The organism is Vulcanisaeta moutnovskia 768-28 (assembly GCF_000190315.1).
In the GTDB taxonomy this organism is placed as follows: domain Archaea; phylum Thermoproteota; class Thermoprotei; order Thermoproteales; family Thermocladiaceae; genus Vulcanisaeta; species Vulcanisaeta moutnovskia.
Genome location: NC_015151.1, coordinates 2,275,656 through 2,298,983, shown reverse-complemented (window position 1 = coordinate 2,298,983; position 23,328 = coordinate 2,275,656). Strand labels below are relative to the sequence as shown.

The following is a 23,328-nucleotide window of genomic DNA, read 5'->3' as shown; positions in this document are numbered from 1 at the left end:
GGCTCTTAACCCGTAGGTCGTGGGTTCGAATCCCACCGGGCCCGCCAGTTTTTATTGCTCATTAATGAAACGAAAATATTATTTATAATCGTGTTCTTTTCAATATTGTTACGCTATGCCGTATATGTTATTAATGAAAGGTTATGTGTTTTGTTTTTATATTTGGAATAGATTTTCCTATGCTTTTACGTTATTGTCCAGCCTCCATCAACAATTATTAGGGCTCCCGTGATATAACTTGCCTCGTCTGATGCCAGGAATGCGACTACAGATGCTATGTCCTCGGGTTCTGCCAATCTTCCCACCGGTATTATTTGTTCCATCATCTTCACCTGCTCCTCACCGCCTGGTTGCATCGCACCTGGCGTCTTAACGGCATCTGGTGCTATGGCGTTTACTGTTATTCCGTAGCGGGCTAATTCAAGGGCTAGGGCTCTGGTGAAGCCGACAATTCCTGCCTTAGACGCACTATAATGCGTTAATCCGGCGAAGCCCATGACGTTTCCTGCTATGGATGATATGTTTATTATCCTGCCATACTTCTGCTTAATCATGTAGGGCACTACGGCTTTCGTTACGTTGAATGTACCGTTTAGGTTTATGTTAATTACCTTATATCAATCATCAAATGACATCTCGAGGAAGGGCTTGAATGGGTATATCCCAGCATTATTTACAAGGATGTCTATATGACCATATGCATCATAGACCTTCTTAGCTATGTCCTCGGCCATCCTTAGGTCAGTTACGTCAAGCCTTAATGCCATTCCCTGACCACCTAGACTCTTTATTTCGTTGAGGGTTTCATTTTCTTTACCGGTTATATCCGTGGCAATAACGATAGCACCATCTCTTGTTAATCTTAGGGCTATGCTCCTTCCTATTCCCTGGCCTGCCCCTGTAATTATCACAACCTTATTTTTCAACATAGGCATAGTTATAGTTATAACTTAAAAATATATAAGTTTTCTTATCACAAATTATAATAATTAAATATTATTCTATTTTATTGTAAATAGATATACTGCTTTATAGAGATTTATTCCTAGTTGTAAGCTAATAACGATAGTACATTAATGCTTAGTCTTGCAAATATGCGAATACTAAGAGTAGGTAATTTAAATGATACGTGATTCCTTACGTAATTGATTCATATGCAGATCATTGAGGTACACGATTTAGTTAAGATTTATAGTAATAATGTAAAAGCTCTTGATGGGGTTTCATTAGATGTGAATTATGGCGAGATCTTCGCAGTACTTGGTCCTAATGATGCTGGTAAGACAACATTAATGAGGATATAAACGACACAGATAAGACCAACAACAGGTTTGGCCTATGTGATGGGTTATGACGTGGTTAGGGAGGATGATAAGGTTAGGAGGGTTATTGGCTATGTTCCCCAGGAATTCAGTGTTTGGATGGATTTAACCGGTTATGAGAACCTACTTATTTATTCAAAGGTTTATGGAGTGACAGGCAATGAGGCACGTAGGATAAAACACAATAGGACTGAGCTCTACACAAGGGCTATTCAGCCAATACTTTGGCTTGTTGTCTTTGGCCCAGTAATGGCTAGGGTTAGGGCATTACCCACCAATGGTATTCCCTACGTTGCATTTATAACGCCTGGCGTAATTATGCAATCTTATGCAATCCGTGGCCTTCGTATCCATATTCTACGGCCTAACAATAGTTTGAGAAAGGGAGTCCGGAATTTTGAAGAAGCTATTAACAATGTCTGTCTCCCGAATGTCCATTGTACTTGGCAGGTCCTCTGCATCAATAATTAGGGCCTTATTCCAATTTGCAATAATAACGTCAATAGCCATAGCACTAGGTGTTAAGATTGAGCCCAATCCATTTTATCTACTACTTTCATTGATCATAGTGGTGATTACGTTCATTGGATTTTCAGTGTTCTCCATATGGATCGCCACTTACATGAAGATCAGGGAGAGATTTATGGGAATTGGGCAGGCAATAACAATACCACTATTCTTCGCGAGCAATGCCATATACCCAATTAGCATCATGCCTGTGCCGATCAGGGTTATCGTACTTATAAACCCACTAACATATGTAGTCGATGCCCTGAGGAAGACTATGATAATCGGCAGCTCATACGGATTGGCAATTGATGCATTGGCTTTAGTGGTTTTCGCTGTGTTGTTTATTGTGTTGGCGTCTATTGAGTTTAGGAGGATAATTGATTGAGGATTAATAACAAGGTTGGGAATTCGTATTCCTTGTTAAGTTAATTTAAATGCATAATTATAAATGGACTCGTTATGGTTTAATTATATTACTAAATACTAAAATATTTTTGTTGTTATACATTTGACGTGAAATACTGTTTATTATTCACTTGAATATAATAAAGACTGGTGATAGTATGGGTGGTAAACAGAAGAGGATGGCGGTTTCCGTGTTCTCAGGCAGTGTGGATAGGTTGACTGGTTTAGCTATGCTTGTTTCTGGTGCGGTGGCCATGGGTATGGAGGTTGAATTATTCCTACAGTTATGGGGAGCATATGCATTTAGGAAGGACGTTATTCAGAGAAACACGAACTTCAGTGAATTTCAGAACCTGAGTTCTGAGGTTGCTAGAAGATTGCAGGAATTGAGATTACCGTCATGGTTTGATTTATTGAGGGAGGCTAAGAAGACGGGCAACCTAAAGATCTATGTATGCTCGACGGCAGCCAACATATGGAATGCCAAGAAGGAGGATTTCGTCGACTTAGTCGATGACATAATAGGTGCGGGTGAGTGGGTAGATAAGATGTCTGAGGCTGACATAACACTCTTTGTGTAGGTGATGGGCATGAGTGAGACAAAGGGTGAATTAAGTCCGGAGGAGCTTAGGAAGCTCAAGCCAAGCAAGACTGTGGATGCCAGGGGTATGTCATGCCCCGGCCCCTTACTTACTGCGAAGCAGGCAATAACGGAGGTACCAATTGGGGGTATACTTGAGGTTCTTTCATCAGATCCAGGTACGAAGAGAGACCTACCTCTCTGGGCTAGGAAGATGGGTCACGTATACCTAGGAACAATAGAGGAACCGGGTTACTGGAGAATATTCGTAAAGAGAATGAAATAATGGGTGGGGTGATATGGGATGGTTCTTAAAAAATCAAATCCACAAATTCTTATTTTTACAACAAACATAATCTCAGACCCTGGAGTATGCTCCGCTGGTTTAATGCACCTGAGTTATCCTGCGCAGACCACGATGATTAAGGTCCCATGTTCGTCAATGATAAGGCCCGAATGGATATTACTGGCGCTCGAGAGTGGTTTTGATGGGGTGTTCGTAGCTGCTGATGGTACAGATTGCCCATACCTAACTGACTGCACTGATAAAACCGCTAGGCGTGTTAAGGAGGCCCAGGAGTTATTGAGCGACAGGGGTATAGAGCCTGAGAGAGTTAAGATGGCCGCTATTTGTTCAGTATGCGGTGAGGCCTTCGTTAGGTTAGTGAATGACTTCTATTCCAGGTTAATGGAACTAGGGCCCATTAAGGTGAAAACACATGAGAAGTAATATATCACAGAAGATCCTTGAGATGGCGGAGCTGATCCAAGGGTCCTTCGAGTATGACGTAGTGGTTATTGGTGGTGGTATTGCCGGTATGGAGGCCTCACTTGACTTAGCTGAGATGGGGTTTAAGGTATTACTTGTTGAGAGGGAACCTACGATAGGAGGTAAGATGTTCCTACTGAGTAAGGTGTTTCCGACACTTGACTGTGCAAGTTGCATTTCAACTCCTAAAATGGCTGCCGTGGCTCATCATCCAAACATAGATTTATGGACATACTCCGAGGTTACTAGGATTGATGTTAAGGGTAAAGGTGACTTCGAGATCACTGTATTAAGAAAGCCGAGATTCGTTAATGAGGAATTATGCACAGGCTGTGGTACATGCGAGGAGGTTTGTCCTGTGGTCTTACCTAAGGAGTATGATTATGGCCTTAGGGGAAGAAAGGCTGCGTATATTCCATTCGATACTGCTGTACCGAAGAAGGCTGTAATTGATATAGATAATTGCATATTCTGTGGACAGTGCGAAAGAGAATGCCCTGCTGGTGCCATTGACTTCACGCAAAAACCTACGATATATAAGATCAAGGCACATGCAATAATAATAACAACTGGGTATAGATTATTCCCTGCGGAAAGGAAGGAGCAGTATGGTTATGGTAAGATCCCGAATGTGATAACCGCAATGCAGATGGAGAGGTTATTATCGCCAACGAGACCATTTAACTCAGTGCTTAGGCCATCGGATGGTAAGGAACCAAGTAGTATTGGGTACGTACTTTGTGTTGGCTCTAGGGATAAGACGGTTGGTAACCCAAGGTGCTCCCAGGTTTGTTGTATGTACTCAATAAAGCAGGCTCAGTTAATCCTTGGTGCATTACCGCTAGCTGATGTGACTATTTACTGCATGGATATAAGGGCTTATGGTAAGGGTTTCGAGGAGTTCTACCAGAAGGCTAAGGCAATGGGTGTTAAGTTCGTGCGTGGTAGGGTGGCTAAGATTGAGGAATTACCAAGTGGTAATGTTAGGGTAGTTTATGAAGATATCGATGATGGGAAGGTGAATTCAGCAGAGCATGATTTGGTGGTTTTATCCGTGGGCCTATTGCCAAGTAATGATAGTATTATCTCAATAATTCATGGAGCAAAAATAGCCGTAGATGACTTGGGATTTATAAGGGTAGATCCATCAGCACCTACTCAGACAAATATAGAAGGCATATTCGCGGCAGGTTGCGCAACAGGTCCTAAGGACATTCCTGATACCATACTAGAAGCGGCATCGGCCGCAGCAAGATGCGCGGCTTATCTAAAATCGCTTAAGCAGGAGAGGATGATACCAGTAGAGGTGGTTAGCAATGGAAAGAAGTGATAAAATTAGGATTGGTGTATATGTATGCCATTGCGGTGGTAATATTTCTGACGTTGTTAATGTAAAGAGGGTTGTTGATGAAGTACGTAAGGAGAAGGGTGTAGTTGTTGCTAAGGACTTTATGTTTATGTGCTCTGAGGCTGGTCAGAAGTTGATTGAGAATGATATAAGGAGTGGTAAGGTAAATGCTGTTGTTGTCGCTTCGTGTTCTCCAAGGCTTCATGAGGCAACATTTAGGGCCGCAATAGCGAGAGCCGGTGGTAACTCGTACATGTATTACCATGTTGATGTTAGGGAGGAGTGTTCGTGGGTTCATGAGAACGATAAGGAAGAGGCCACCAATAAGGCGATAAGGCAGGTTAGGGCAGCTATAGCATACTTAAGGCATGCTGAGCCTCTTAGCAGGATTAGGGTGAATTGTGAGCGTTCAGTGCTCGTAATTGGTGGTGGTATTGCTGGGTTAAGGACGGCATTGGATTTGGCTGAGTCAGGACTTACGGTATACCTTGTTGAACGTACTCCATTTCTTGGCGGTAATGCTGCCAAAATAGGCAACGTTAAGGTATTTCCATATGAAAAAACAGCTATTGACGTAGTGAGGGAGTTAATAGAGAGACTTAGGAAGATGAGTAATGTAGCTATATATACTAATGCCGAGGTAGAGAACGTGTCTGGTTATGTGGGTAACTTCGATGTTACCATTAAGGTGAATCCACGCTATTTCAGAGGCAAGCCTAATGGACGAGAAGTTGAGGAACTTAGAAAGATATGCCCAAGGAAGGCCAGGGATGAGTTCAGTTACGAGGTCTCTGAAAGAACTGCAATAATGTTTCCTCCATTCAATGGTACTTACCCTGAAATACCGGCGATAGACATGGCATTATGTGATAAATGCGGCCTATGTACTAAGATGAGTGATAAGATTGATCTCTCTCAGGAACCACAAATTGTTCATCTAAAGGTTGGCGCAATAGTTGTAGCCACTGGGTTTAAGCCGTATAAGCCTGAAAAGAGTGAGTATGGGTATGGCTTACCTGGCGTAATTACATTGCAGGAATTGGTGGGCATTATTAATAGGTATGGTGATGTGGTTATTAATGGTAGGAGACCGAGGAGCATAGCCTTTATCTACTGTGTAGGGAGTAGGCAGAGAAGGGTAGATGGTAAGAAGGCGAATGAGTATTGCTCTAGGTATTGCTGCATAGCTGCATTGGACGTCGCGGCGGCCATTAAGGAGTTCCTGAAGGATGTCAAAATATACCATGTAGTTAGGGATGTTAGGTCTTACGGGATAAATGAGTTATTATTTGAGGAGGCCAGTAAGCAGGGACAGGTTATCATAAAGTATGATGTTGATGAGGGCGAGCCGCAGGTCACATACATTAATGGTAAGCCTATTGTTAAGGTTAAGGATGTTCTAACTGAGCACATGGAATTAGAACTGCCCGTTGATTTAGTGGTTCTTGTCACGGGAATGGAGCCGTCTGACGGTACTGTGAATATTGCAGAGAAATTGAAGATATCCAGGGGCACCGATGGTTTTCTCCAGGAGGTTCATCCTAAGCTTAGGCCTGTGGAGACCATGCTGAGTGGAATATTTATTGCGGGTACTGCACAGGCACCGCGTGGTGTTGGTGAGACCTTGGCATCGGCATCAGCAGCTGCGGCAAAGGTCATGTCGCTGGTCCTTAAGGGATATACCGAGCTAGAACCCTTCGTTGCCTTTGTCGACCAAGATAGTTGCAGGGGTTCTGGGCTATGTGTGAGTGAATGTCCGTACGGCGCTATCGTAATTAAGGAATATGCAGGCAGTAAGAAGGCATGGGTGAACGAAGTACTTTGCAAAGGTTGTGGAGCCTGTGTGGCTGTGTGTCCAAGCGGTGCCGTTCAACTTAGGGGTCTCAGGAATGTGCAGATTGAGGATATGATAAGGGCAGCAGGTGGTGCTCATGACTAGGAGGGAACTCTCAATGGATAAATTAAAGAGGGAATTAGGGATTCAACCACCTAAGGAACTTACGGAGTACGTTAGGGAAATAACAACTATAAGAAGTAAGATAGTTAATTGCTTAAGAAGAGATGGGGAGCTAACTGTTAAGGAGATTTCCTCAAAGACGGGATTGCCCGAGGATATAGTCTTTTGGCATCTCATGACCATGTTTAAGTACGGCTTAGTGGAATCAACTGAAAAGACCGATGATGGTTATTATAGGTATAGATTGAGGGGTGAGACTCATGGCTAAGGTAAATCCTAAACTAATAGATGAGCTAAAGGAACTTGGGGCATTTGATATATCTGCCTGCTATAGCTGTGGCGTCTGTACAGCAACCTGTCCCTTAGCCCAGGAGGGGCATGAATTTCCGAGGAAGATAATAAGGTACGCAATCCTTGGTCTTGAGGATAAGCTAATTTCAAGTACTGAGCCCTGGCTGTGTTACTACTGCGGTGAGTGCACAGAATCATGCCCAAGAGGTGCAGATCCAGCTGGTTTTATGATGGCCGTTAGGAGGTATTTAACGACACGTTATGATTTCACAGGCTTCTCAAGGAGATTCTATAGGTCAAAAGTAGTGGAGTTCATCTCAACAATCCTCCTCTTCGCTATTACAGTACTCGGCGTATACTTCGTACATGGGCCAATCATCCTCACAAGGGTAGATCTAGATTCCTTCCTGCCGCTGCATATCGTGGAGATGGGCGATATAGCAATACTGGTGGTGCTTTCTGCCCTATTATTAACCAATGTTTATAGAATGTATAGATTCACAGTTGCGGCTAGGGATATATCCTTCATAACGTATATAAGGGAGCTAATAAGGACCGTAGTGCCTCACTTCCTTACGCAAGTCAGGATGTTGAAGTGCAATAGAAATACCTTAAACTGGATAATGCATATACTAATTGTTTATGGATATGCAACGATATTCGTATTCGTAATAGTATTCCTGGACCTATTCCAAACAAACACCCTTTACCCAATATACAATCCGATAAGGCTCGGTGGATACATAGCATCAGCGGCATTGCTTGTTGGCGCTGGCTATGCTATTTATGGTCGTTTAAGGAAGAACGCAGTAATGAGGCAGTACTCCCACTCCACGGATTGGTTCTTCCTAACCCTATTATACCTCGTGGTGATCACAGGTGTGCTTGTTGATGTGTTTAAATACCTGGGTCTACCCATAGAGACTTACATAGCGTATACGGTGCATCTCGGTTTCGTAACACCACTATTAGTGTTGGAGGTACCCTTCGCAAAATGGTCACACCTGGCATATAGGCCATTTGCCATATACTTCACAAGGATCAATGACTTAGCCAAGACAAAGGTCATGCGAACCACGGCATAATTTAATTAAAAACTATTGATTTTCTTCAATTGCTAAATATTAGCAAGTATTCTTCATCATCTGTTGGGTCCATCATCACCTCTTAATTTAGAATTCATACGTAAATTTTTAATTTTAAGTGCTAATGAGAATTATTAATGCTTCATCAGTTCTATGACTTTGTACTTGGAATGGTATTTGGTTTCTTCCTCGCAGTTCCCCCTGGTCCCATGAATGCATTAATTGCCGCTGAGGCAACTCGTTCGCCAATTCATGGAACTAGTGTTGGTCTTGGAGCTATGTCCGCAGATGGTATTTTAATGATAATAACATACTTCTTCTCCAGGATTTTGGGTCACTACGTGTATTACCTTTATTTCGTTGGTTTTGCCGTTATGATGTATTTAGCCGCGTCAATACTTAGATCCACCTTCTCGCCCAGGAATACTAGTGGTAATAGGTCTCCATTCCTTAATTACTTCATGGGAGTTTCCATGGGCTTAACCAATCCCTATCAAGTGTTTTGGTGGCTTACGGCAGGTTTATCATTCATAAGTATATTTGGTATCTCTAGTATCATTGGTTTGTTTCTTGCCATACTTATTTGGGTCTTTGTGTTTCCGTACGCTGTACATGTTGGTAAGGTCTATGGTGGTTCCAGGGTTGATTTTGCCATTAAGCTCATCTCGGCATTAGGCATTATTGCATTCGCCGTTTATATAATTATTCGTGCGCTGCTTTACTTCATGTAGAGGTAAGTTTATAAAGTTGAAATTATAAAATAGAATGTGGACCTAGACGAATTAGCATTATCGGTAATGGGACCACTAATCCTAAGGCTAAAGAATACGAGAATTTACGAGAAGCTAGAGAAAAACCTTGCATCATCACTATCATTCACAAGCCCTGAGCGGTACCTGGCCCGAGTCTTATTCATAACAACAATAATGCTTGTAATAACGGCCCCACTTGGCGTAATCCTCATAATACTGAACCTAAATAACGCCCTAATTCTGCTTAAAATGAAGTTGTTATTTTCAACACAATATGGGATTAGGGATCTTATCTTAATAGTCATAGGTATTGTTCTCATATTCATGCCACTTATTGTCTATGAAATAATGATAAGTATGCCAAGAATAACATCGAGCGACTTAGCCTTTAAGGTCGATACGGAATTACCGTTCTTTGTTGCTTATGTATCTGCAATAACAAACTCTGGGCTTTCCGTATTTAGGGCTGTGGAGAGAATTGCCGAGGCCAAGATCCTCGAGGTCATGGGTAAGGTGGCTAGGTGGTCATACATTAGGTTTAAGGTTTTTGGTGAGGATCCACTTACGGCATTGTCAAACGTATCATCAGCATTAGAGAGTAGATCCCTTAGGGAGTTCATTAGCGGTTATATAACTACCGTTAGGACTGGCGGTGATGTTGTCCACTACATAAATACTAGATTACATGACATAGTTAGTAATGCCATAGAGCATATGAATAGGGCTGCTGAATTCCTGGGAATGCTCATGGAGAGCTACATAGGATCTGCCGCAATACTCCTAATAGGCCTTGACGTACTTTATCTAGCACAAGCCGTAACACCGTTTGGCAATAGGTACGCAGCCTTCATGCAGGCAATAAACTCAAACTACATGTTTGGCTTGTTTATTGTACCTGCCATATCCATAGCCTTCATATACCTTGGTGAGGTTTCGGCGTTTAGATCGCCATATACTGATTATAGGCCGTATAAGTGGGCTGGCGTGTCTATAGCCGTAGCTGCCGTACTTGGCGCACTTGAATATATGGTATTATTCCACAAGGATCTAGGCAATAGGATCTATATACGCGGCTTACCGGTGCCTCTTGATTTCACGATTGTTTTTGGATTAACTCTTGCCCTATCCTTTGTACCAACTGCCATTTACTCAATGAAGGTTGTTGGCGAGAGGTGGGAGATTGATAGAGAGTACGCGGAATTCCTTAGGGATGTGACTGAATTAAGGAAGAGTGGTTTCACGCCTGAAAAAACCTTTGAGACCCTGAGGTATACTAGGAAGTATGGTGCCTTTGATCAGTACCTAGACAAGATGGTTAAGCAGATTAGGTATGGTGTTCCGATTAGGGAGGTTCTATCATCAATAATGCCCAAACTACATAGTTATTACTCAAAGGTCTTCACGTTCCTACTCACCGAAACAATAGACCTTGGTGGTGCATCGCCACAGGTTCTTGATATGCTCGCTAGTTTTGCGTCATCAATAGTAAGCGTCCAGGAGAATATGAGGGCTAGGCTGAGGCCGCTGAGATATGTGCCATACATAGGTGCAATCATACTAATAGTTACATTGGTTGTTTTAATATTCTCGGTAGTTGCGATAGTGACCAGGGTCGGACCTGGTGGTGTTGCGGCAGGTGGGTCAACGTCTAGTCCATTAATTAATTTACTGGCTACATCGTTCTCATTTACAATAACCATAGACTCCTTTATAATGGGGTTAATAGCTGGTAAGCTTGGTGAGGGAGAGTTATCACTTGGATTTAGGCATGCGGTTGTGTTAACGCTGATGGTGGTTATCTTCTATGCGTTGTCGCCATTCATAGCGAGTGGCTTATTTGGAGCCATGTCTGCACCATCGTCAAGCGTACCATATTAGGATTAATTGGTTGGTATAGTCTCCATTAAATAGTCTACGTATTTAAAAATTGAGTCAAGGGCTGATGATTCGTAGAATGATAGTTTCAAGCTCTCTATTTCTAATGCCTGCCTTACTATTGGGAATAATTCATCGTATGGAATTACATGAGGTTCGATACCTACTATGTCTCTCAAAAGTTTCGTCCATGGATAACCACTCAAGGCATCCACTGGGTACTTAATATTAAGCATGTTTAGTATGGGTTTCAATAATTTATTGGTAGCCTTCACGTCTCGTATAAGATTAACTACATTGCTAACGGACCTTAAACTACTATGATCAGGTATTGCCACCAAGATTACATTTGTACTAACCTCAAGAAGTGTAATTAAAGTATCGTAGGATAGGCCAAGGGCTGGTGTATCGATTATGACGTACATTGGTGATATGGCCTCCACGGCATTTAGCAAGCCCCTAAGGAGGTATCTATCAATTCTAACTTGACCTGGATATGGACTTAGGGATGCGGTAAAGACGAGCTTAAATAAATCACTATCAATCTGCCAAGTCTTTACGTATAATGTGGAAAGTGGATCAGGGATCTTGCCCATGAAGTAATCAGCGAGGGTATTCATCATCTGTGTTTCAACGTTACCAAGCAATAACATGGTTGCGGTTCCACTATCTAAACCTAGGTCAATAAGCACGGTGGGGTATTGAGATCTTCCCCTTAATTCATAGGCGAGGATAACGGCCATATTCACGGCTATTGTTGTTTTGCCAGTACCACCCTTAGTGCCACTCGTTATTAAGATCGTCTTCACAAGATCACCAATTACACTATGTTTATACAGTAAGTAAATAAGAATTACTAGAACTAATGCCCGTGTTCCTTAATATAATGATTTTATTTTTCATTCTCATACTTTAAATTAAGAATTATCTCTTTGGTTTCTTGAGCGGCCTTCTCTTAATGTCATCAGGGCTCGGCTTATTACTTTCCATTTCAAGTCTAACGAGTAGGTTCTCAATATCCCTGTTTATCATTAATATTCCCAGGACATTTAGGAGAAAGCCTATTATGAAGAATGATGATGAGAGCAATACATTATTGATTATTGATAGGAGCACAAATCCAATAACCATGAATACTAATCCAATTATTGTGATCATTAGGCTAATCCTCATATGCGTAAAGCCAGTAATTTCCTAGGTATTTATATTTAATGAGCCATGGCCCTCATAAGTACTTATCTAAGTGATTACTAAGCATTTTCTTGGCGGTCGACCAACTCCTTCTAACTATTGGTGGTAGGTCACCATGTTTCTCAATCCACCTCTTAAGGAAGGCAATTGTTCTTGGGTCACTAGGGTAACCGCTCCCAAAATCTCCAAATTCTCTATGTAGCCTCTCAATTATTGAGTCCCTAACCACCTTAGCCACTATACTTGCCGCAGAAACTACTGGTATTAACTTATCAGCTTTGTTCATTGCGATCACATTAACATTACCACCGACCCTCTCCATGATCATATCCCTAAACCTCTCGGGCTTGGGATCCGGCGAGTCAATATAAATAGTATGAACTTGAATATTACTTAACGCCTTATTAATCAATTTAATGGTTACCTCTACTTCAAGAATGTTCAGAGCATTCATATTCACATACCTATCAATTATCACTGGTTCAATGATTTCATAGTCTATGTAATTTAGGATTGACTTAAGAATAATGAATAATCGAGACCTGCTTTCAGGGCTTAGTTCCTTTGAATCCTTAACACCAATTTCTCGTAATTTATTCATATCATTAGTAACCACTATTGCTATAACCATGGGTCCAATGACTGGTCCTCGGCCAGCCTCATCAATGCCTCCTATAAATCCCTGCATTGAGCACCTCCTTAACTAGTCTCTTAAATTCCTCACATTTAATTGGTCTATTTCCATAAATAGCCATCTCATAATAATTAATCACCCTATTAACAGTATCATTAAGCTGGTAATTATTCCTTAGTAAATATTTACTAAGATCTCTATGGGTTAAGGAGGGATCCCTAACGCCGAGTTTCTTTACGAACTTTATAAATGCATCGTTAATGCAATCCTTATTATCACGTATCTGAATTCTAAGAAAAGGTAGTGATATTAATAGGGTGATCATTAACACTGTTGTTAGTAATGAAGAATTAACGATAATATGCATAATTATATTGCTACTTTCCCCTTTCTTATTCACGCTATGCATAACGGTGGATTGAGCATTATTAATATTGCCATTACTCATTATGAAATTACCACTAACATTATTACTCATAATTGATGATCTCTCTGTCATTTGACCTACATGGTATGTTCGTTGACCAATCACCACATAATCAGAGGTACCATATATAGTAATATTAACGCCCGGCGTTGCGGTAACTTCATTACCAACGTTACCTGAACTTATCGATGCATTTATTGGTGTTAATTCTGCAATGCTTATTGTACCATTAGTGTATATAATACCATCAACCAGAAGGTAATTATCACTGATTAAGCCAATTCCAGAGAAGATCTCATACGGTTGATTTGATAATTCTCCTGGTGATATTACAATGATTATTCCATTGCTTTTAGATGTACCGTTTATTAGGGTAACGCTAAGTACAGGCCAGTTAATGATATTGTAAAAACCCACGTAGGTATTACTGAATACGGTACCTGGGGTAATAATCAATGCTACAATTAGGATTAGTATTGCCATGGGTATTAATGATTTATTAATCAGCATTACTGAGCAATAAATGATGAGCTTACTAATAATGCTTTTGCTACTTGAGTCGATGCAGAGCAATTTATCAGCAATGTCTCTTAATATTTCCTTAACGTATGTTGGTAGTGCCTTCTCAGTCAATGTATATCGATTATCGTATGGAAACCTCACGGGTTACTTAATGGCGTCCCAGGGCGCTTATGAAGGTGAGTTTGCCGGTTTAATTAGGCTGGGTAATTTGACGTATATTGGGATATACAATGGAGTGATAATTCGTTCGTCGTTCATAGGTTACTTTACCCCTATTATTGCCTATGAATCGATATCAGTACCTACGGTATTAACACCAGGTAATTATTCGAGCTTTGAGGCAACTGCTCGATCAGAAATACCTATTTACCTAAGGTATTTAGTGTTTAATGAGTATAGCAATGGAACGCTAATGAATACATTATCTTTAATAACGGTTAATACCTCAAGGCCACCATTAACTATTTGGTTTAGTAGTGGGTATGATTGTAATGAATACAATATAAACGTAACATTTGATGAGCCTGTAAGGGTTATACCAATACCCGTTATTGTTAATACACAACCACCAATAACATACTTTGTGAGTAATGTATCGATAGTGAGCGTGGCGCCTCAAACAGTATTAATGCTACTTGAACCAGGCGATATAGTTGTTGCAGAATCACCAATTACTGAGGCTAATTATACAATGTATGTTTGCAGGAAACTAATGAGTACCAGTAGTAATGGTTATAGCTTCTTATACGTAATGGAGTATTTAGGATCTACTGGAGTTTCAATTCCTAATTCAATTATTATGAACACACTCGGTATTAAACAATCAAGTAATTTAATGAATATTGTTAATAGGGTATTTTATGTATTATCGAGTGGTAAGTATAGGCTTATTACGTATTCCGTAGGTCCTGAGAACCTAATCAAGACTGGAAGGGGATCTATTATTGATTTTATGGTGTTCGCAATGACAGCTTTAAGGATTTATGGCATACCCACGAGGGTAGCTCTTGGCTTTTACGGTATTAGTAGTGGTAATAATTCCTATGTATTTAGCCCGGGATCAAATATTTTATGGGATGAGTCGTTTATCGGTAATGGTTGGATAATGTTCATGCCAATACCCTCTTATGTTAAGCCATCAATGGGCATTAGCCTTAGTAATTTAGCGTCCTCAGTAATTATCGGCTTAATACTTGTACTACCCTGGTTTATTGGTTACTTAATATATATATTACTAAGCCATGTAAAGGCGCGCTGAGTTTAAAATTTAATCCATGCTGAATTATCTTTAGGTAAATAGTGATGAGAACGGTTGATTCAAAGCAAATTATGGATAGGCTAATGGGGGAGGTTTCTAAGTCTGTAATTGGTTATGAGCAAGAGGTGAAGCTTTTGTTTGCGTGCTTAGTTGCAGGTGGTCATGCATTGATTGAGGGTTATCCAGGTTTAGCCAAGACAACTCTAGTTAAGGCATTCGCTAAAGCCCTGGGTCTCTCCTTCAGTCGTATACAGTTCACTCCTGATTTATTGCCAAGTGATATAACTGGTTCACTCATTTTCAATCCTAAGATCGGAGACTTCGAGGTTAGGTTCGGCCCGATTTTCGCAAATATAGTCCTTGCTGATGAGGTTAATAGGGCTCCTCCTAAGGTTCAGTCCGCATTGCTTGAGGCTATGCAGGAGAACCAAGTAACAATTGGTGGTAAGTCCTATGAGTTGCCAAAGCCTTTTATGATAATTGCCACACAGAATCCAGTCGAACTCGAGGGAACATACCCACTACCAGAAGCACAACTGGACAGATTCATGATAAGAATAAAACTGGGATACCCAAGTGAGGATATTGAGTTTAAGATAACTGAGAACATAGACCTTGGTAGCATAAGCTCAATCAATACCGTAGTGAGTAAAGAGGATATTGAGAGTTTGCAGGCGTTAGTGCGATCGATATATGTCGATGATTCGATCATTAGATATATAGTGAATTTGATAAGGGCTACGAGGAATGCCCGTGATGTGAAGCTCGGTGCGAGTCCGAGAGCTGCACAAATACTAAGTAAGTTGGTTAGGGCTTGGGCTTTATTGGATGGTAGGGATTACGTGATACCTGATGATGTAAAATTATTAGCACCTTATGTGCTTAATCATAGAATAATAACCCTTGGCGCTGATAGTACTATAATAATTAGGCAATTACTTCAGCAGGTACCAACTCCACTTATGGAGAGGGTGCTTCGTAAATCATGATACGCGTAATACCAAGCAATAAGTTATTGATTATATACCTCGCCCTATCTGGCATTACTTATCTTGGGTTATTGACCAATAACCTATTTGGGGTTTACTTCGGGCTGGCGCTATTTATAGTATTTACATCATATGTATTATCATGGTACTTACTAACCATACTCACTGCATTATATTCACAACTAGCCTTTAGTCAAGATAATGTGGGATTAATGGTAGGTTCATCAACGGTAATTGGCATCAGGATTTTGTCTAAGATACCATTACGATGGGAAGCAAGGCTTACATTAATTCATCCGCCTCATATTCAATCCAGTGTTATAAAGATTAGGGTTAATGATGGTGATTTTATGGTTAAATTAACGGGTAAGTGGATTGGGGAGGTTAAGATTATTGGTGGGATTATTGATTTTGAGGAGCCCTTAAGGCTTTTATTAATCCAAAGCCTGCTTCTCAATAATGGTGTTAATGTTGTTATAAGGCCAAGACAACTTAGCAGTGCAATTAGTAAGGTGGAGATTGATGGATATACTGAGTATGGGGCGTTAATGGAGGGTAGACTAGGCGATTTTAAGTCATTGTCTGTGTATGATTATGAACGATCTGCATCAACAATACACTGGCTAACGAGCGCCAGGGTTAATGAGTTAATGATGATTAATAGGAGTGATTATGGCTCATGCCCAATATTCATAATGAATTCATCATCAAGGGTATTAATACCACAAAATAACGAGAGACCTATCGATAAAGCCCTTCAGGCAATAAGCGATTTATCCCAACGCTGCGGTGAAGTAAGTGTAGTACTTGTGAGTAAGGATCATGTAGAGCAGAAAATATTGAGTAAAGTCATTATTCCCTATTTAGAACGTGAAATAAGGATTAAAATGATTAGGAGTTGTGATATTAATAACGTAACTATGAACATACCAGATTACTTTCGCAAATACATAGATTATAATAAATTGCTTGAGATAGCATATATAAGGTCTCCCTTGGGGGATGAGCCGTCTATTGACGAATTGAATAAGGCATTAAGTACCGTGAGTAATAGGGATAGGGTTATTTTACTAAATATTGATTTGGGTAATTAGTCACAATTATTAGTGATTATAATGAAGCTTAATAATTATATTTCCTATATCCTAATTAGTATCATATGGTTAATACTTGAATTAACATTAACACAATATGCACAATGTTCCAGTACAGCGTTTCTTAGTATATTGGTTAATGCTATATCCATGGTAGTGGTATCGTATAGATCCACTTATCATAAATACTTATTCGTAATAAATATTGTATTATTGACGTACATGGGTTTTCTAATACCTGAGGCATTAGTAATACCTTATACTGTAATTCTCATGGTGAGTATTGTGTTGTATTCGTCATTAATCGGCATACTTAAGTTCTACCCTATACTTCTATCCTTGTTTATAATATACCTATCATATATTGTGGAAAGGGTCATAATAAAATTGCCAATACTTAATGGATTTAAATCATTAATTGAAAGTGCAGGTATAAATGTGGGCTTATTCATAGTCGTATTTACTTGGTATTTTTCATTATTTATTATTTCAATTGTCATAATATTACTAATAATATTTTTGGGTAAGAAGGTAATGATCTACAGTAATATTTATTAGCACACTATTTTATTAAGTTATATGCCAGATCCTTTTTTAACGGAGGAGCATCAGCTCATTAGAAATAGTGTTAAGGAGTTTGCTGAGAGGTATATCGTTCCCATAGCCAGGAAGATGGATCTAGAGGACTACTACCCAAGAGATTTGATAAGAGAACTTAGTAAGCAGGGCTTTCTAACGCCATCAGCACCACCTGAGTATGGTGGACCCGGGATTGATCTTAGGGGTAGTGTTGTGGTTGTTGAGGAGTTGAGCCGGTATAGCCCAACCCTCGGCTTCATTACCGAGATAGTAAATGACAACATAGTATATGCGTTACTCAGGTATGGTACTGATAGACAGAGGGAGGAAATACTACCAAAGATTGCCAGCGGTGAATGGGTAGCATCGTACGCGCTTAGTGAGCCTTGTTGTGGTAGTGATGCTGCTGCTATTGAGACTAGGGCTGAGAGGAGGGGTGGTGAATGGGTAATAAATGGTAGAAAGATCTGGATCACGCAAGGAGCCTATGCGGACATTTACCTACTCTTCGCAAGGACTGGTCCTAAGGAGGCTAGGCATAAGGCAGTAACGGCATTCCTCGTGAAGAGGAGTGATTGCGTTGAGGTTAGTAAGTTGGAAATGATGGGTATGAGGGGTGCCGGTGAGGCTGAGGTTAAGTTTAATGATTGTGTAGTTGGTGATGATGATGTATTGGGCAAGGTCAATGAGGGATTTAGGATAGCCATGGTTACATTGGACCTTGCAAGAATAGGTATCTCAGGCGTAGCCCTTGGACTTTCCCAAGGTGTACTTGATGAGGCTCTTGAATGGGCTAAAACCAGGACTGCATTCGGAAAGCCATTGATTGATTGGGAATGGGTTCAGTTCCAGTTAGCCGATATTAAGGCTAAGCTTGAGATTGGTAGGACAGTAACATATAAGGCTGCCTGGCTTTATGATAATAAGGACCCATCATTCGTGCTCTATGCTTCAATTGCTAAGCTATACACGGCCCAGATGGCTGTTGAGATAGCGAGAGATGGCGTTCAAATACTTGGTGGCTTTGGTTATTCAAAGGAGAGCTTCTCGGAAAGGGCTTATAGGGATGCTAAGGTCCTTGAGATTGCCGAGGGTACTAATGAAGTTCAGAGGATGGTCATTTACAAAATACTAACAAGAGGATTACCAGAGGTAGAATTATGATATCGGTAAAACACCCACTATTAACTAAGGACCATGAAAGATTCATGGAATTAGTTGATGAGTTGAGCAAGAGATTCATAGAACCTGTTGCTGATAAAATTGATAGGGAGAATTATTATCCACGTGAAGTAATTAGGGAGTTGGGTGAAAATGGGATACTAGCACCAGTAATGCCGAGAGAGTATGGTGGTTATGGCATGGATATATTAGGTACGGCATTATCTATCGAGGTGATATCGAGATATAGCGGTTCCATGGGAATACTAACCGAGGTACAGGGTTTTCTGGTAACCGATGCTTTTTATACGTATGGTAATAAACAGATGAGGGAGGAGTTAGTTCCTAAGTTAGCTAGGGGTGAATTAATAGGTTCATTTGCGCTTAGTGAGCCTTGTTGTGGTAGTGATGCTGCTGCTATTGAGACTAGGGCTGAGAGGAGGGGTGGTGAATGGGTAATAAATGGGAAGAAGATGTGGATAACCCAGGGGCTTTATGCTGACGTGTACATAGTATTCACGAGAACTGGTCCTAAGGAGGCTAGGCATAAGGCAGTAACGGCATTCCTATTAAGGAGGAATAAGTGCATTGAGGCAAGCCCAATATATGTCATGGGCATAAGAGGAACAGGCACTTCTGAGCTTACTTTTAATGATTGTGTAGTTGGTGATGATGATATTGTTGGTAAGCCTAATGAAGGGTTCAGGATAGCAATGGAGGCGTTAAACCTGGGAAGGATTGCCGTGGTCTCAGTTACCCTGGGCCTTGCTGAGGCAGCACTTACAGAGGCCCTTGGATGGGTTAAGAATAGGAGAGCATTTAATCAACAATTAAGTGATCTGGAGTGGGTTCAGTTCCAGTTAGCAGATATAATGGCGTATATGGAGACCATGAGATCTATTGTGTATGACGCAGCCTCGCGTTTTGATCGTAAGTATGAGGACTACTACGCATTTGCATCAATAGCTAAGTTAACATCCGTACTCATAGGCATGGATATTATTCGAAGAGCCGTACAATTAACGGGCGCTTATGGCGTGTGGAGCAATAGTAAGTTGAATAGGATTTACAGAGATGCTAAATTAATGGAAATTGGTGAGGGTACAAATGAGGTACAAAGAATGGTAATTTACAAGTGGTTAAGTAAATACCTAGGTTGATTCACAACCAGAGTATTCCATAGCCATCCTTAAAATATTCACTAAATCACGAATCCTTAATCTACCCGTATTAGTATTTCTTGGACTGGGATGGTAACTCATGAATATCCTAATACCATTAAAGTCAATATACTCACTATGCCTAAACTCAGCCCTAATTCCTAGGGCTAATTTAATGCCGAGGAATGCGATATGCCCAAGCGCAATAATTGCCCGAGGTCCAACATGCTCAAGCTCATACCTAAACCAATTACCTATGCAAGTATGAAGCTCCTCATTACTAGGCCTATTATTTGGCGGTACACACTTAACGACGGATGTTATGTATATGCACTTCAAAGTCACACCGTCATTCCTGGAAATACTATAGGGCTTATTAGATAGACCAGCCTCGTATAAGGCCCTAAATAGGAATTGGGCACTACTATCCCCAGTGAACATACGCCCAGTCCTATTACCACCATGCGCTGCAGGCGCCAATCCGACAATCATTATACGAGCATTATTTAGATCGCCCCATGGCGGTACTGGTCTCAACCAATACCTATCATTCATGAATCTTGGCAGCGGCTTAACTCTCTCCCTATAACTTACTAGTCTTGGACATGCCCTGCACTCTATTAACTTGCTTATGAAGTCGTTATACCAACTCACAATGTTAATACGTATTAAACCTTAAAATTAAGGTATTCCTTAGGTCCAGAGGGATGGATCAATTAACTAAGGACATAATTAGGGGAGTTATATCTTACATTTACGGGCCTGATGTATTAAAGAGATTAAGTGGTGAGTTTAGAATTGAGGTTGGTAAGACAGGTGGTTTGAGGAGAATATACCTTGGTAATAAGCTTGTCTTCACAATTAGGGCGAGTGATGGTCGTCCATTACCGACGATCGAGGGTGCGCGGTTAATTGATAGGATTGTTGTTGTGAGTAGGGATGCGGCGCCCTTTGTGAGGCAGGGTAGGAGTGTCATGGCTAAATTCGTCGTTGACGTTAGGAATGCTGTTCCCGGTGATGAGGTTGCTATTTACTCGGAGGATGGTGAATTACTCGGTGTTGGTAGGCTAGTTCTATCTAAGGAAGAGGTGCTGAGTGTTGGTAGAGGTGTTACGGTGAAGTTAAGGCATCATGTAAGGGATAATGGAGAGAAATAACCAATAATGCTTATATTTAGTTAGTTCTTTAATGGGCGTGGTGATTACTATCTGGCGAATGAGTATACAGTAACGCCTTGGGAGGTTAAGGGTAAGGTAGACTACATGAGGCTTGCCCATGAGTTCGGTGTTCAATTAATAACAGACAATGAAATTAATACATTGCGTGAATTAACTGGTGAGGTTCATTACCTAATAAGGAGGAATTTCTTCTACGCGCATAGGGATTTACAATCAATCCTAAATAGACAGAGAAATGGATTGAAATGGGCGCTATACAATGGTAGAGGACCGAGCGCTGATCTTCATATTGGGCACTTGGTTCCCTGGATGCTAAGTAAGTGGTTTGTGGATAAGTTCAATGTTGATTATTTCTTCGAATTAACGGATGATGAGAAGTTCCTAGTGAAGGAAGGATATGCCCTGGAACAAACCAATAAATACGCGTACGAAAATGCCCTGGATCTAATAGCCCTTGGTTTCACGCCCGATAGGCTCCATATAATTATTGACAGTGAGGATATTAAGTATTTATATAAAATAGCCATTAAGATTGGGAAGAAATTAACTCTATCGACTGTTAAGCACACCTTTGGGTTCACGGATTCAACTAATGTCGGTGCTGCCTTCTTCCCAACCCTGGAAATAGCAGTAGCGTTCCTACCAACTGAGCTATATGGTGAGAATGTACCCGTTTTAATACCAACGGCTATAGATCAGGATCCATACTTCAGGTTGGCTAGGGATGTGGCTGATGAATTAGGTTATCCAAAACCATCTACGATATATAGCAAGTTCATACCCGGTTTAACTGGTGAGGACAAGATGAGCGCATCAAACCCTGACTCAGCAATTTACGTAACTGATAGCGAAAGGGATGTTAGGAGGAAGATAATGAATGCCCTAACTGGTGGTCAACCAACGGCTGAGCTTCAACGTAAGTATGGTGGTGACCCGGACAATTGCGTTGTTTATAAGTATCATCTACTTTTCCAGGACAGTGATGAGAGGGTTAAGAAAATCTATGAAGATTGCAAGGTTGGGAAGTTACTATGCGGTGAGTGTAAGATGATGTTGTTTGAAAGGATTAGGGAGTTCATGAAGGAGCATAATGAGAGAAGAGAGAGGGCTAAGGATGTAATTAATCAGTATAGGATTTCCGTAAAGTTCAAATAATCCTAATTAGTATCGCCTTAGTAAATGCGCTATGGTTAATTATCCAGTCATTGATCTTCATGAGGATATAGCCTATTACTTAATGAATTCAGGTAGGCTTGAGGAGGAGTTTCAGGACTTTGATATTGATGCCCCAGGTAGGCAATCAGATATACCTAAGTTAATTAGGGGTAACGTTAAGATAGTATTTGGTGCGGTATTCCCGATACATGACACGTATAATCCATTGATTGGTGAGAGAATATCCTCAGGTTATGGGACACGGTCGATAAAGTCCTACACACCAGCAGCATCGAAGTTAATAGGATTCGAAATGATAAAAATATACTTAGTACTAACGAGAAGATTTAGTAGGTTTAGAATTATTGAGAGTTATTCCGATGTCGAGCAAATACTGAATAGTGATCTCATTGGATTACTGATGTCAGTTGAGGGTGCTGACATGATTGATGATCCATACGACCTATTATTACTTCATAGACTTGGTATTCGGGCGCTCGGTATTACCTGGAATTTTGATAATAGGTATGGTGCGTCATGTTTCACGAGGAAGGACTATGGATTGACAATGGATGGTGAGGAGCTAGTTAGGCTAGCTAATGAGCTTGGTGTCATAATTGATTTAGCGCATGCCAGTAGGAATACAATGATTGATGTTTTGAATATATCGAAAAAACCAGTAGTAATAAGCCATGCCAATGTACAGGGTGTGCATAAGCATTTGAGGAATATTGACGATGATGTATTGGAACTCCTTAGTAGGAATCACGGAGTTGTGGGTATAACCATGATACCATCTACAATAGGGCCACGGCCAAATACAGACTCGTTAGTGAAACACGTATTATACATACATGAGAGGTTTGGACCTGACATAATTGCTATAGGGACGGATTTCCTGGGAATCGAGAAGACCCCCGAGGATTTATCAAACATTGGTGAGATTACCAGGTTAATAAGTAAGTTGGTTGAGTATGGACTTGGTGATAATGATATCAGGAAAATAACCTTTGAAAATGCCCTTAGAGTCATAAGAAGTAATCTTTCGTAGGTTTTAATTATTTAATAAATAATATTGAAATATTA

26 protein-coding genes and 1 pseudogene are annotated in these 23,328 nt (G+C 40.6%); 21 read left to right on the top strand and 6 right to left on the bottom strand.

Annotated features, from left to right (window positions below):
* Window positions 1-185 precede the first annotated feature (185 nt).
* A pseudogene (locus VMUT_RS12150) lies at window positions 186-929 on the bottom strand (SDR family NAD(P)-dependent oxidoreductase).
* Window positions 930-1,154: 225 nt separating this feature from the next.
* Here VMUT_RS12150 and VMUT_RS13175 point away from each other — a divergent pair.
* The 12 genes from VMUT_RS13175 (at window position 1,155) to VMUT_RS12095 (ending at window position 10,897) form a co-directional block, all read left to right on the top strand.
* A complete protein-coding gene (locus tag VMUT_RS13175; protein ID WP_013605699.1) occupies window positions 1,155-1,304 on the top strand; it encodes an ATP-binding cassette domain-containing protein in 150 nt (49 codons plus the stop codon).
* Window positions 1,305-1,343: 39 nt separating this feature from the next.
* Window positions 1,344-1,793 carry a P-loop NTPase family protein gene (locus VMUT_RS13170; RefSeq protein WP_237699670.1) on the top strand — a complete coding sequence of 150 codons (450 nt, stop codon included), beginning with the start codon at window positions 1,344-1,346 and terminating at the stop codon, window positions 1,791-1,793.
* On the top strand, window positions 1,753-2,217 hold the full coding sequence (locus tag VMUT_RS13045; RefSeq protein WP_237699669.1) for an ABC transporter permease: 465 nt from the start codon (window positions 1,753-1,755) through the stop codon (window positions 2,215-2,217). Before VMUT_RS13170 ends, VMUT_RS13045 begins: the two co-directional genes overlap by 41 nt.
* A 178-nt stretch (window positions 2,218-2,395) precedes the next feature.
* Window positions 2,396-2,818: a DsrE/DsrF/DrsH-like family protein gene (locus VMUT_RS12135; protein ID WP_202795177.1), complete on the top strand. Its 423-nt coding sequence runs from the start codon at window positions 2,396-2,398 to the stop codon at window positions 2,816-2,818.
* Window positions 2,819-2,827: 9 nt separating this feature from the next.
* The gene (locus tag VMUT_RS12130) at window positions 2,828-3,103 is read left to right on the top strand and encodes a sulfurtransferase TusA family protein (protein ID WP_048057330.1); all 276 of its coding nucleotides are present in this window, start codon (window positions 2,828-2,830) and stop codon (window positions 3,101-3,103) included.
* An 18-nt stretch (window positions 3,104-3,121) separates the two neighbouring features.
* Window positions 3,122-3,547, top strand: a complete 426-nt coding sequence (locus tag VMUT_RS12125; RefSeq protein WP_048057085.1) for a hydrogenase iron-sulfur subunit — start codon at window positions 3,122-3,124, stop codon at window positions 3,545-3,547.
* On the top strand, window positions 3,537-4,916 hold the full coding sequence (locus VMUT_RS12120; RefSeq protein WP_202795176.1) for a CoB--CoM heterodisulfide reductase iron-sulfur subunit A family protein: 1,380 nt from the start codon (window positions 3,537-3,539) through the stop codon (window positions 4,914-4,916). Before VMUT_RS12125 ends, VMUT_RS12120 begins: the two co-directional genes overlap by 11 nt.
* Window positions 4,903-6,873 (top strand): CoB--CoM heterodisulfide reductase iron-sulfur subunit A family protein, encoded by a 1,971-nt coding sequence (locus VMUT_RS12115; RefSeq protein ID WP_013605694.1) that lies wholly within the window; start codon window positions 4,903-4,905, stop codon window positions 6,871-6,873. Before VMUT_RS12120 ends, VMUT_RS12115 begins: the two co-directional genes overlap by 14 nt.
* Window positions 6,866-7,159 (top strand): ArsR family transcriptional regulator, encoded by a 294-nt coding sequence (locus VMUT_RS12110; RefSeq protein WP_013605693.1) that lies wholly within the window; start codon window positions 6,866-6,868, stop codon window positions 7,157-7,159. Before VMUT_RS12115 ends, VMUT_RS12110 begins: the two co-directional genes overlap by 8 nt.
* Window positions 7,152-8,267, top strand: a complete 1,116-nt coding sequence (locus VMUT_RS12105; protein WP_013605692.1) for a 4Fe-4S dicluster domain-containing protein — start codon at window positions 7,152-7,154, stop codon at window positions 8,265-8,267. The genes VMUT_RS12110 and VMUT_RS12105 overlap by 8 nt, the downstream gene beginning before the upstream one ends.
* Window positions 8,268-8,404: 137 nt before the next feature.
* Window positions 8,405-8,998 (top strand): LysE family translocator, encoded by a 594-nt coding sequence (locus VMUT_RS12100; protein WP_013605691.1) that lies wholly within the window; start codon window positions 8,405-8,407, stop codon window positions 8,996-8,998.
* Window positions 8,999-9,034: 36 nt separating this feature from the next.
* Window positions 9,035-10,897 carry a type II secretion system F family protein gene (locus VMUT_RS12095; RefSeq protein ID WP_013605690.1) on the top strand — a complete coding sequence of 621 codons (1,863 nt, stop codon included), beginning with the start codon at window positions 9,035-9,037 and terminating at the stop codon, window positions 10,895-10,897.
* Between the two features lie 2 nt (window positions 10,898-10,899).
* Here VMUT_RS12095 and VMUT_RS12090 read toward each other — a convergent pair whose 3' ends face one another.
* From VMUT_RS12090 to VMUT_RS12075, 4 genes are all read right to left on the bottom strand, one after another.
* Window positions 10,900-11,703 (bottom strand): nucleotide-binding protein, encoded by an 804-nt coding sequence (locus tag VMUT_RS12090; protein ID WP_013605689.1) that lies wholly within the window; start codon window positions 11,701-11,703, stop codon window positions 10,900-10,902.
* A gap of 115 nt (window positions 11,704-11,818) precedes the next feature.
* The gene (locus VMUT_RS12085; protein WP_013605688.1) at window positions 11,819-12,067 is read right to left on the bottom strand and encodes a TMEM134/230 family protein; all 249 of its coding nucleotides are present in this window, start codon (window positions 12,065-12,067) and stop codon (window positions 11,819-11,821) included.
* A 52-nt stretch (window positions 12,068-12,119) separates the two neighbouring features.
* Window positions 12,120-12,773, bottom strand: coding sequence for a ribonuclease HII (rnhB, locus tag VMUT_RS12080; protein WP_048057084.1), 654 nt, complete (start codon window positions 12,771-12,773; stop codon window positions 12,120-12,122).
* Window positions 12,748-13,656, bottom strand: a complete 909-nt coding sequence (locus VMUT_RS12075) for a hypothetical protein (protein WP_048057083.1) — start codon at window positions 13,654-13,656, stop codon at window positions 12,748-12,750. Before VMUT_RS12075 ends, rnhB begins: the two co-directional genes overlap by 26 nt.
* A 13-nt stretch (window positions 13,657-13,669) precedes the next feature.
* Here VMUT_RS12075 and VMUT_RS12070 point away from each other — a divergent pair, with 13 nt between their 5' ends.
* The 6 genes from VMUT_RS12070 to VMUT_RS12045 all read left to right on the top strand — a co-directional run bounded on the left by VMUT_RS12070 (window position 13,670) and on the right by VMUT_RS12045 (window position 19,909).
* Entirely contained in the window at window positions 13,670-14,926 is a 1,257-nt protein-coding gene (locus VMUT_RS12070; RefSeq protein WP_237699668.1) for a transglutaminase-like domain-containing protein, read from the top strand.
* A 44-nt stretch (window positions 14,927-14,970) separates the two neighbouring features.
* The gene (locus VMUT_RS12065) at window positions 14,971-15,915 is read left to right on the top strand and encodes an AAA family ATPase (protein WP_013605684.1); all 945 of its coding nucleotides are present in this window, start codon (window positions 14,971-14,973) and stop codon (window positions 15,913-15,915) included.
* Window positions 15,912-17,009: a DUF58 domain-containing protein gene (locus VMUT_RS12060; RefSeq protein WP_013605683.1), complete on the top strand. Its 1,098-nt coding sequence runs from the start codon at window positions 15,912-15,914 to the stop codon at window positions 17,007-17,009. The genes VMUT_RS12065 and VMUT_RS12060 overlap by 4 nt, the downstream gene beginning before the upstream one ends.
* Before the next feature lie 150 nt (window positions 17,010-17,159).
* Window positions 17,160-17,567 (top strand): hypothetical protein, encoded by a 408-nt coding sequence (locus VMUT_RS12055; RefSeq protein ID WP_237699667.1) that lies wholly within the window; start codon window positions 17,160-17,162, stop codon window positions 17,565-17,567.
* A 21-nt stretch (window positions 17,568-17,588) separates the two neighbouring features.
* Entirely contained in the window at window positions 17,589-18,752 is a 1,164-nt protein-coding gene (locus VMUT_RS12050; RefSeq protein ID WP_013605681.1) for an acyl-CoA dehydrogenase family protein, read from the top strand.
* Entirely contained in the window at window positions 18,749-19,909 is a 1,161-nt protein-coding gene (locus tag VMUT_RS12045) for an acyl-CoA dehydrogenase family protein (protein WP_013605680.1), read from the top strand. Before VMUT_RS12050 ends, VMUT_RS12045 begins: the two co-directional genes overlap by 4 nt.
* Here VMUT_RS12045 and VMUT_RS12040 read toward each other — a convergent pair.
* Window positions 19,901-20,563 carry a uracil-DNA glycosylase gene (locus tag VMUT_RS12040; RefSeq protein WP_013605679.1) on the bottom strand — a complete coding sequence of 221 codons (663 nt, stop codon included), beginning with the start codon at window positions 20,561-20,563 and terminating at the stop codon, window positions 19,901-19,903. The two genes, VMUT_RS12045 and VMUT_RS12040, sit on opposite strands and share 9 nt — an antisense overlap.
* A 53-nt stretch (window positions 20,564-20,616) precedes the next feature.
* Between VMUT_RS12040 and VMUT_RS12035 the strand changes: the two genes are divergently transcribed.
* From VMUT_RS12035 to VMUT_RS12025, 3 genes are read left to right on the top strand one after another with little or no spacing between them, the layout of a single operon-like run.
* A complete protein-coding gene (locus VMUT_RS12035; protein ID WP_013605678.1) occupies window positions 20,617-21,066 on the top strand; it encodes a PUA domain-containing protein in 450 nt (149 codons plus the stop codon).
* Window positions 21,067-21,117: 51 nt separating this feature from the next.
* Window positions 21,118-22,242, top strand: a complete 1,125-nt coding sequence (locus tag VMUT_RS12030) for a tryptophan--tRNA ligase (protein ID WP_083805510.1) — start codon at window positions 21,118-21,120, stop codon at window positions 22,240-22,242.
* 31 nt (window positions 22,243-22,273) lie between these two features.
* A complete protein-coding gene (locus VMUT_RS12025) occupies window positions 22,274-23,293 on the top strand; it encodes a dipeptidase (RefSeq protein ID WP_013605676.1) in 1,020 nt (339 codons plus the stop codon).
* Window positions 23,294-23,328 lie beyond the last annotated feature (35 nt).

What these genes read in the sequence shown, in the direction of transcription:
- VMUT_RS12035 (WP_013605678.1), top strand. Translation starts at nt 20,617, where the DNA reads ATGGATCAATTAACTAAGGACATAATTAGGGGAGTTATATCTTACATT.
- VMUT_RS13170 (WP_237699670.1), top strand. Translation starts at nt 1,344, where the DNA reads ATGGGTTATGACGTGGTTAGGGAGGATGATAAGGTTAGGAGGGTTATT.
- VMUT_RS12025 (WP_013605676.1), top strand. Translation starts at nt 22,274, where the DNA reads ATGGTTAATTATCCAGTCATTGATCTTCATGAGGATATAGCCTATTAC.
- VMUT_RS12105 (WP_013605692.1), top strand. Translation starts at nt 7,152, where the DNA reads ATGGCTAAGGTAAATCCTAAACTAATAGATGAGCTAAAGGAACTTGGG.
- VMUT_RS12110 (WP_013605693.1), top strand. Translation starts at nt 6,866, where the DNA reads ATGACTAGGAGGGAACTCTCAATGGATAAATTAAAGAGGGAATTAGGG.
- VMUT_RS12135 (WP_202795177.1), top strand. Translation starts at nt 2,396, where the DNA reads ATGGGTGGTAAACAGAAGAGGATGGCGGTTTCCGTGTTCTCAGGCAGT.
- VMUT_RS12050 (WP_013605681.1), top strand. Translation starts at nt 17,589, where the DNA reads ATGCCAGATCCTTTTTTAACGGAGGAGCATCAGCTCATTAGAAATAGT.
- VMUT_RS12075 (WP_048057083.1), bottom strand. Translation starts at nt 13,656, where the DNA reads ATGCTGATTAATAAATCATTAATACCCATGGCAATACTAATCCTAATT.
- VMUT_RS12130 (WP_048057330.1), top strand. Translation starts at nt 2,828, where the DNA reads ATGAGTGAGACAAAGGGTGAATTAAGTCCGGAGGAGCTTAGGAAGCTC.
- VMUT_RS12125 (WP_048057085.1), top strand. Translation starts at nt 3,122, where the DNA reads ATGGTTCTTAAAAAATCAAATCCACAAATTCTTATTTTTACAACAAAC.
- VMUT_RS12115 (WP_013605694.1), top strand. Translation starts at nt 4,903, where the DNA reads ATGGAAAGAAGTGATAAAATTAGGATTGGTGTATATGTATGCCATTGC.
- VMUT_RS13175 (WP_013605699.1), top strand. Translation starts at nt 1,155, where the DNA reads ATGCAGATCATTGAGGTACACGATTTAGTTAAGATTTATAGTAATAAT.
- VMUT_RS12060 (WP_013605683.1), top strand. Translation starts at nt 15,912, where the DNA reads ATGATACGCGTAATACCAAGCAATAAGTTATTGATTATATACCTCGCC.
- VMUT_RS12120 (WP_202795176.1), top strand. Translation starts at nt 3,537, where the DNA reads ATGAGAAGTAATATATCACAGAAGATCCTTGAGATGGCGGAGCTGATC.
- VMUT_RS12045 (WP_013605680.1), top strand. Translation starts at nt 18,749, where the DNA reads ATGATATCGGTAAAACACCCACTATTAACTAAGGACCATGAAAGATTC.
- rnhB (WP_048057084.1), bottom strand. Translation starts at nt 12,773, where the DNA reads ATGCAGGGATTTATAGGAGGCATTGATGAGGCTGGCCGAGGACCAGTC.
- VMUT_RS12100 (WP_013605691.1), top strand. Translation starts at nt 8,405, where the DNA reads ATGCTTCATCAGTTCTATGACTTTGTACTTGGAATGGTATTTGGTTTC.
- VMUT_RS12085 (WP_013605688.1), bottom strand. Translation starts at nt 12,067, where the DNA reads ATGAGGATTAGCCTAATGATCACAATAATTGGATTAGTATTCATGGTT.
- VMUT_RS12070 (WP_237699668.1), top strand. Translation starts at nt 13,670, where the DNA reads ATGATGAGCTTACTAATAATGCTTTTGCTACTTGAGTCGATGCAGAGC.
- VMUT_RS12055 (WP_237699667.1), top strand. Translation starts at nt 17,160, where the DNA reads ATGGTAGTGGTATCGTATAGATCCACTTATCATAAATACTTATTCGTA.
- VMUT_RS12065 (WP_013605684.1), top strand. Translation starts at nt 14,971, where the DNA reads ATGAGAACGGTTGATTCAAAGCAAATTATGGATAGGCTAATGGGGGAG.
- VMUT_RS13045 (WP_237699669.1), top strand. Translation starts at nt 1,753, where the DNA reads ATGTCCATTGTACTTGGCAGGTCCTCTGCATCAATAATTAGGGCCTTA.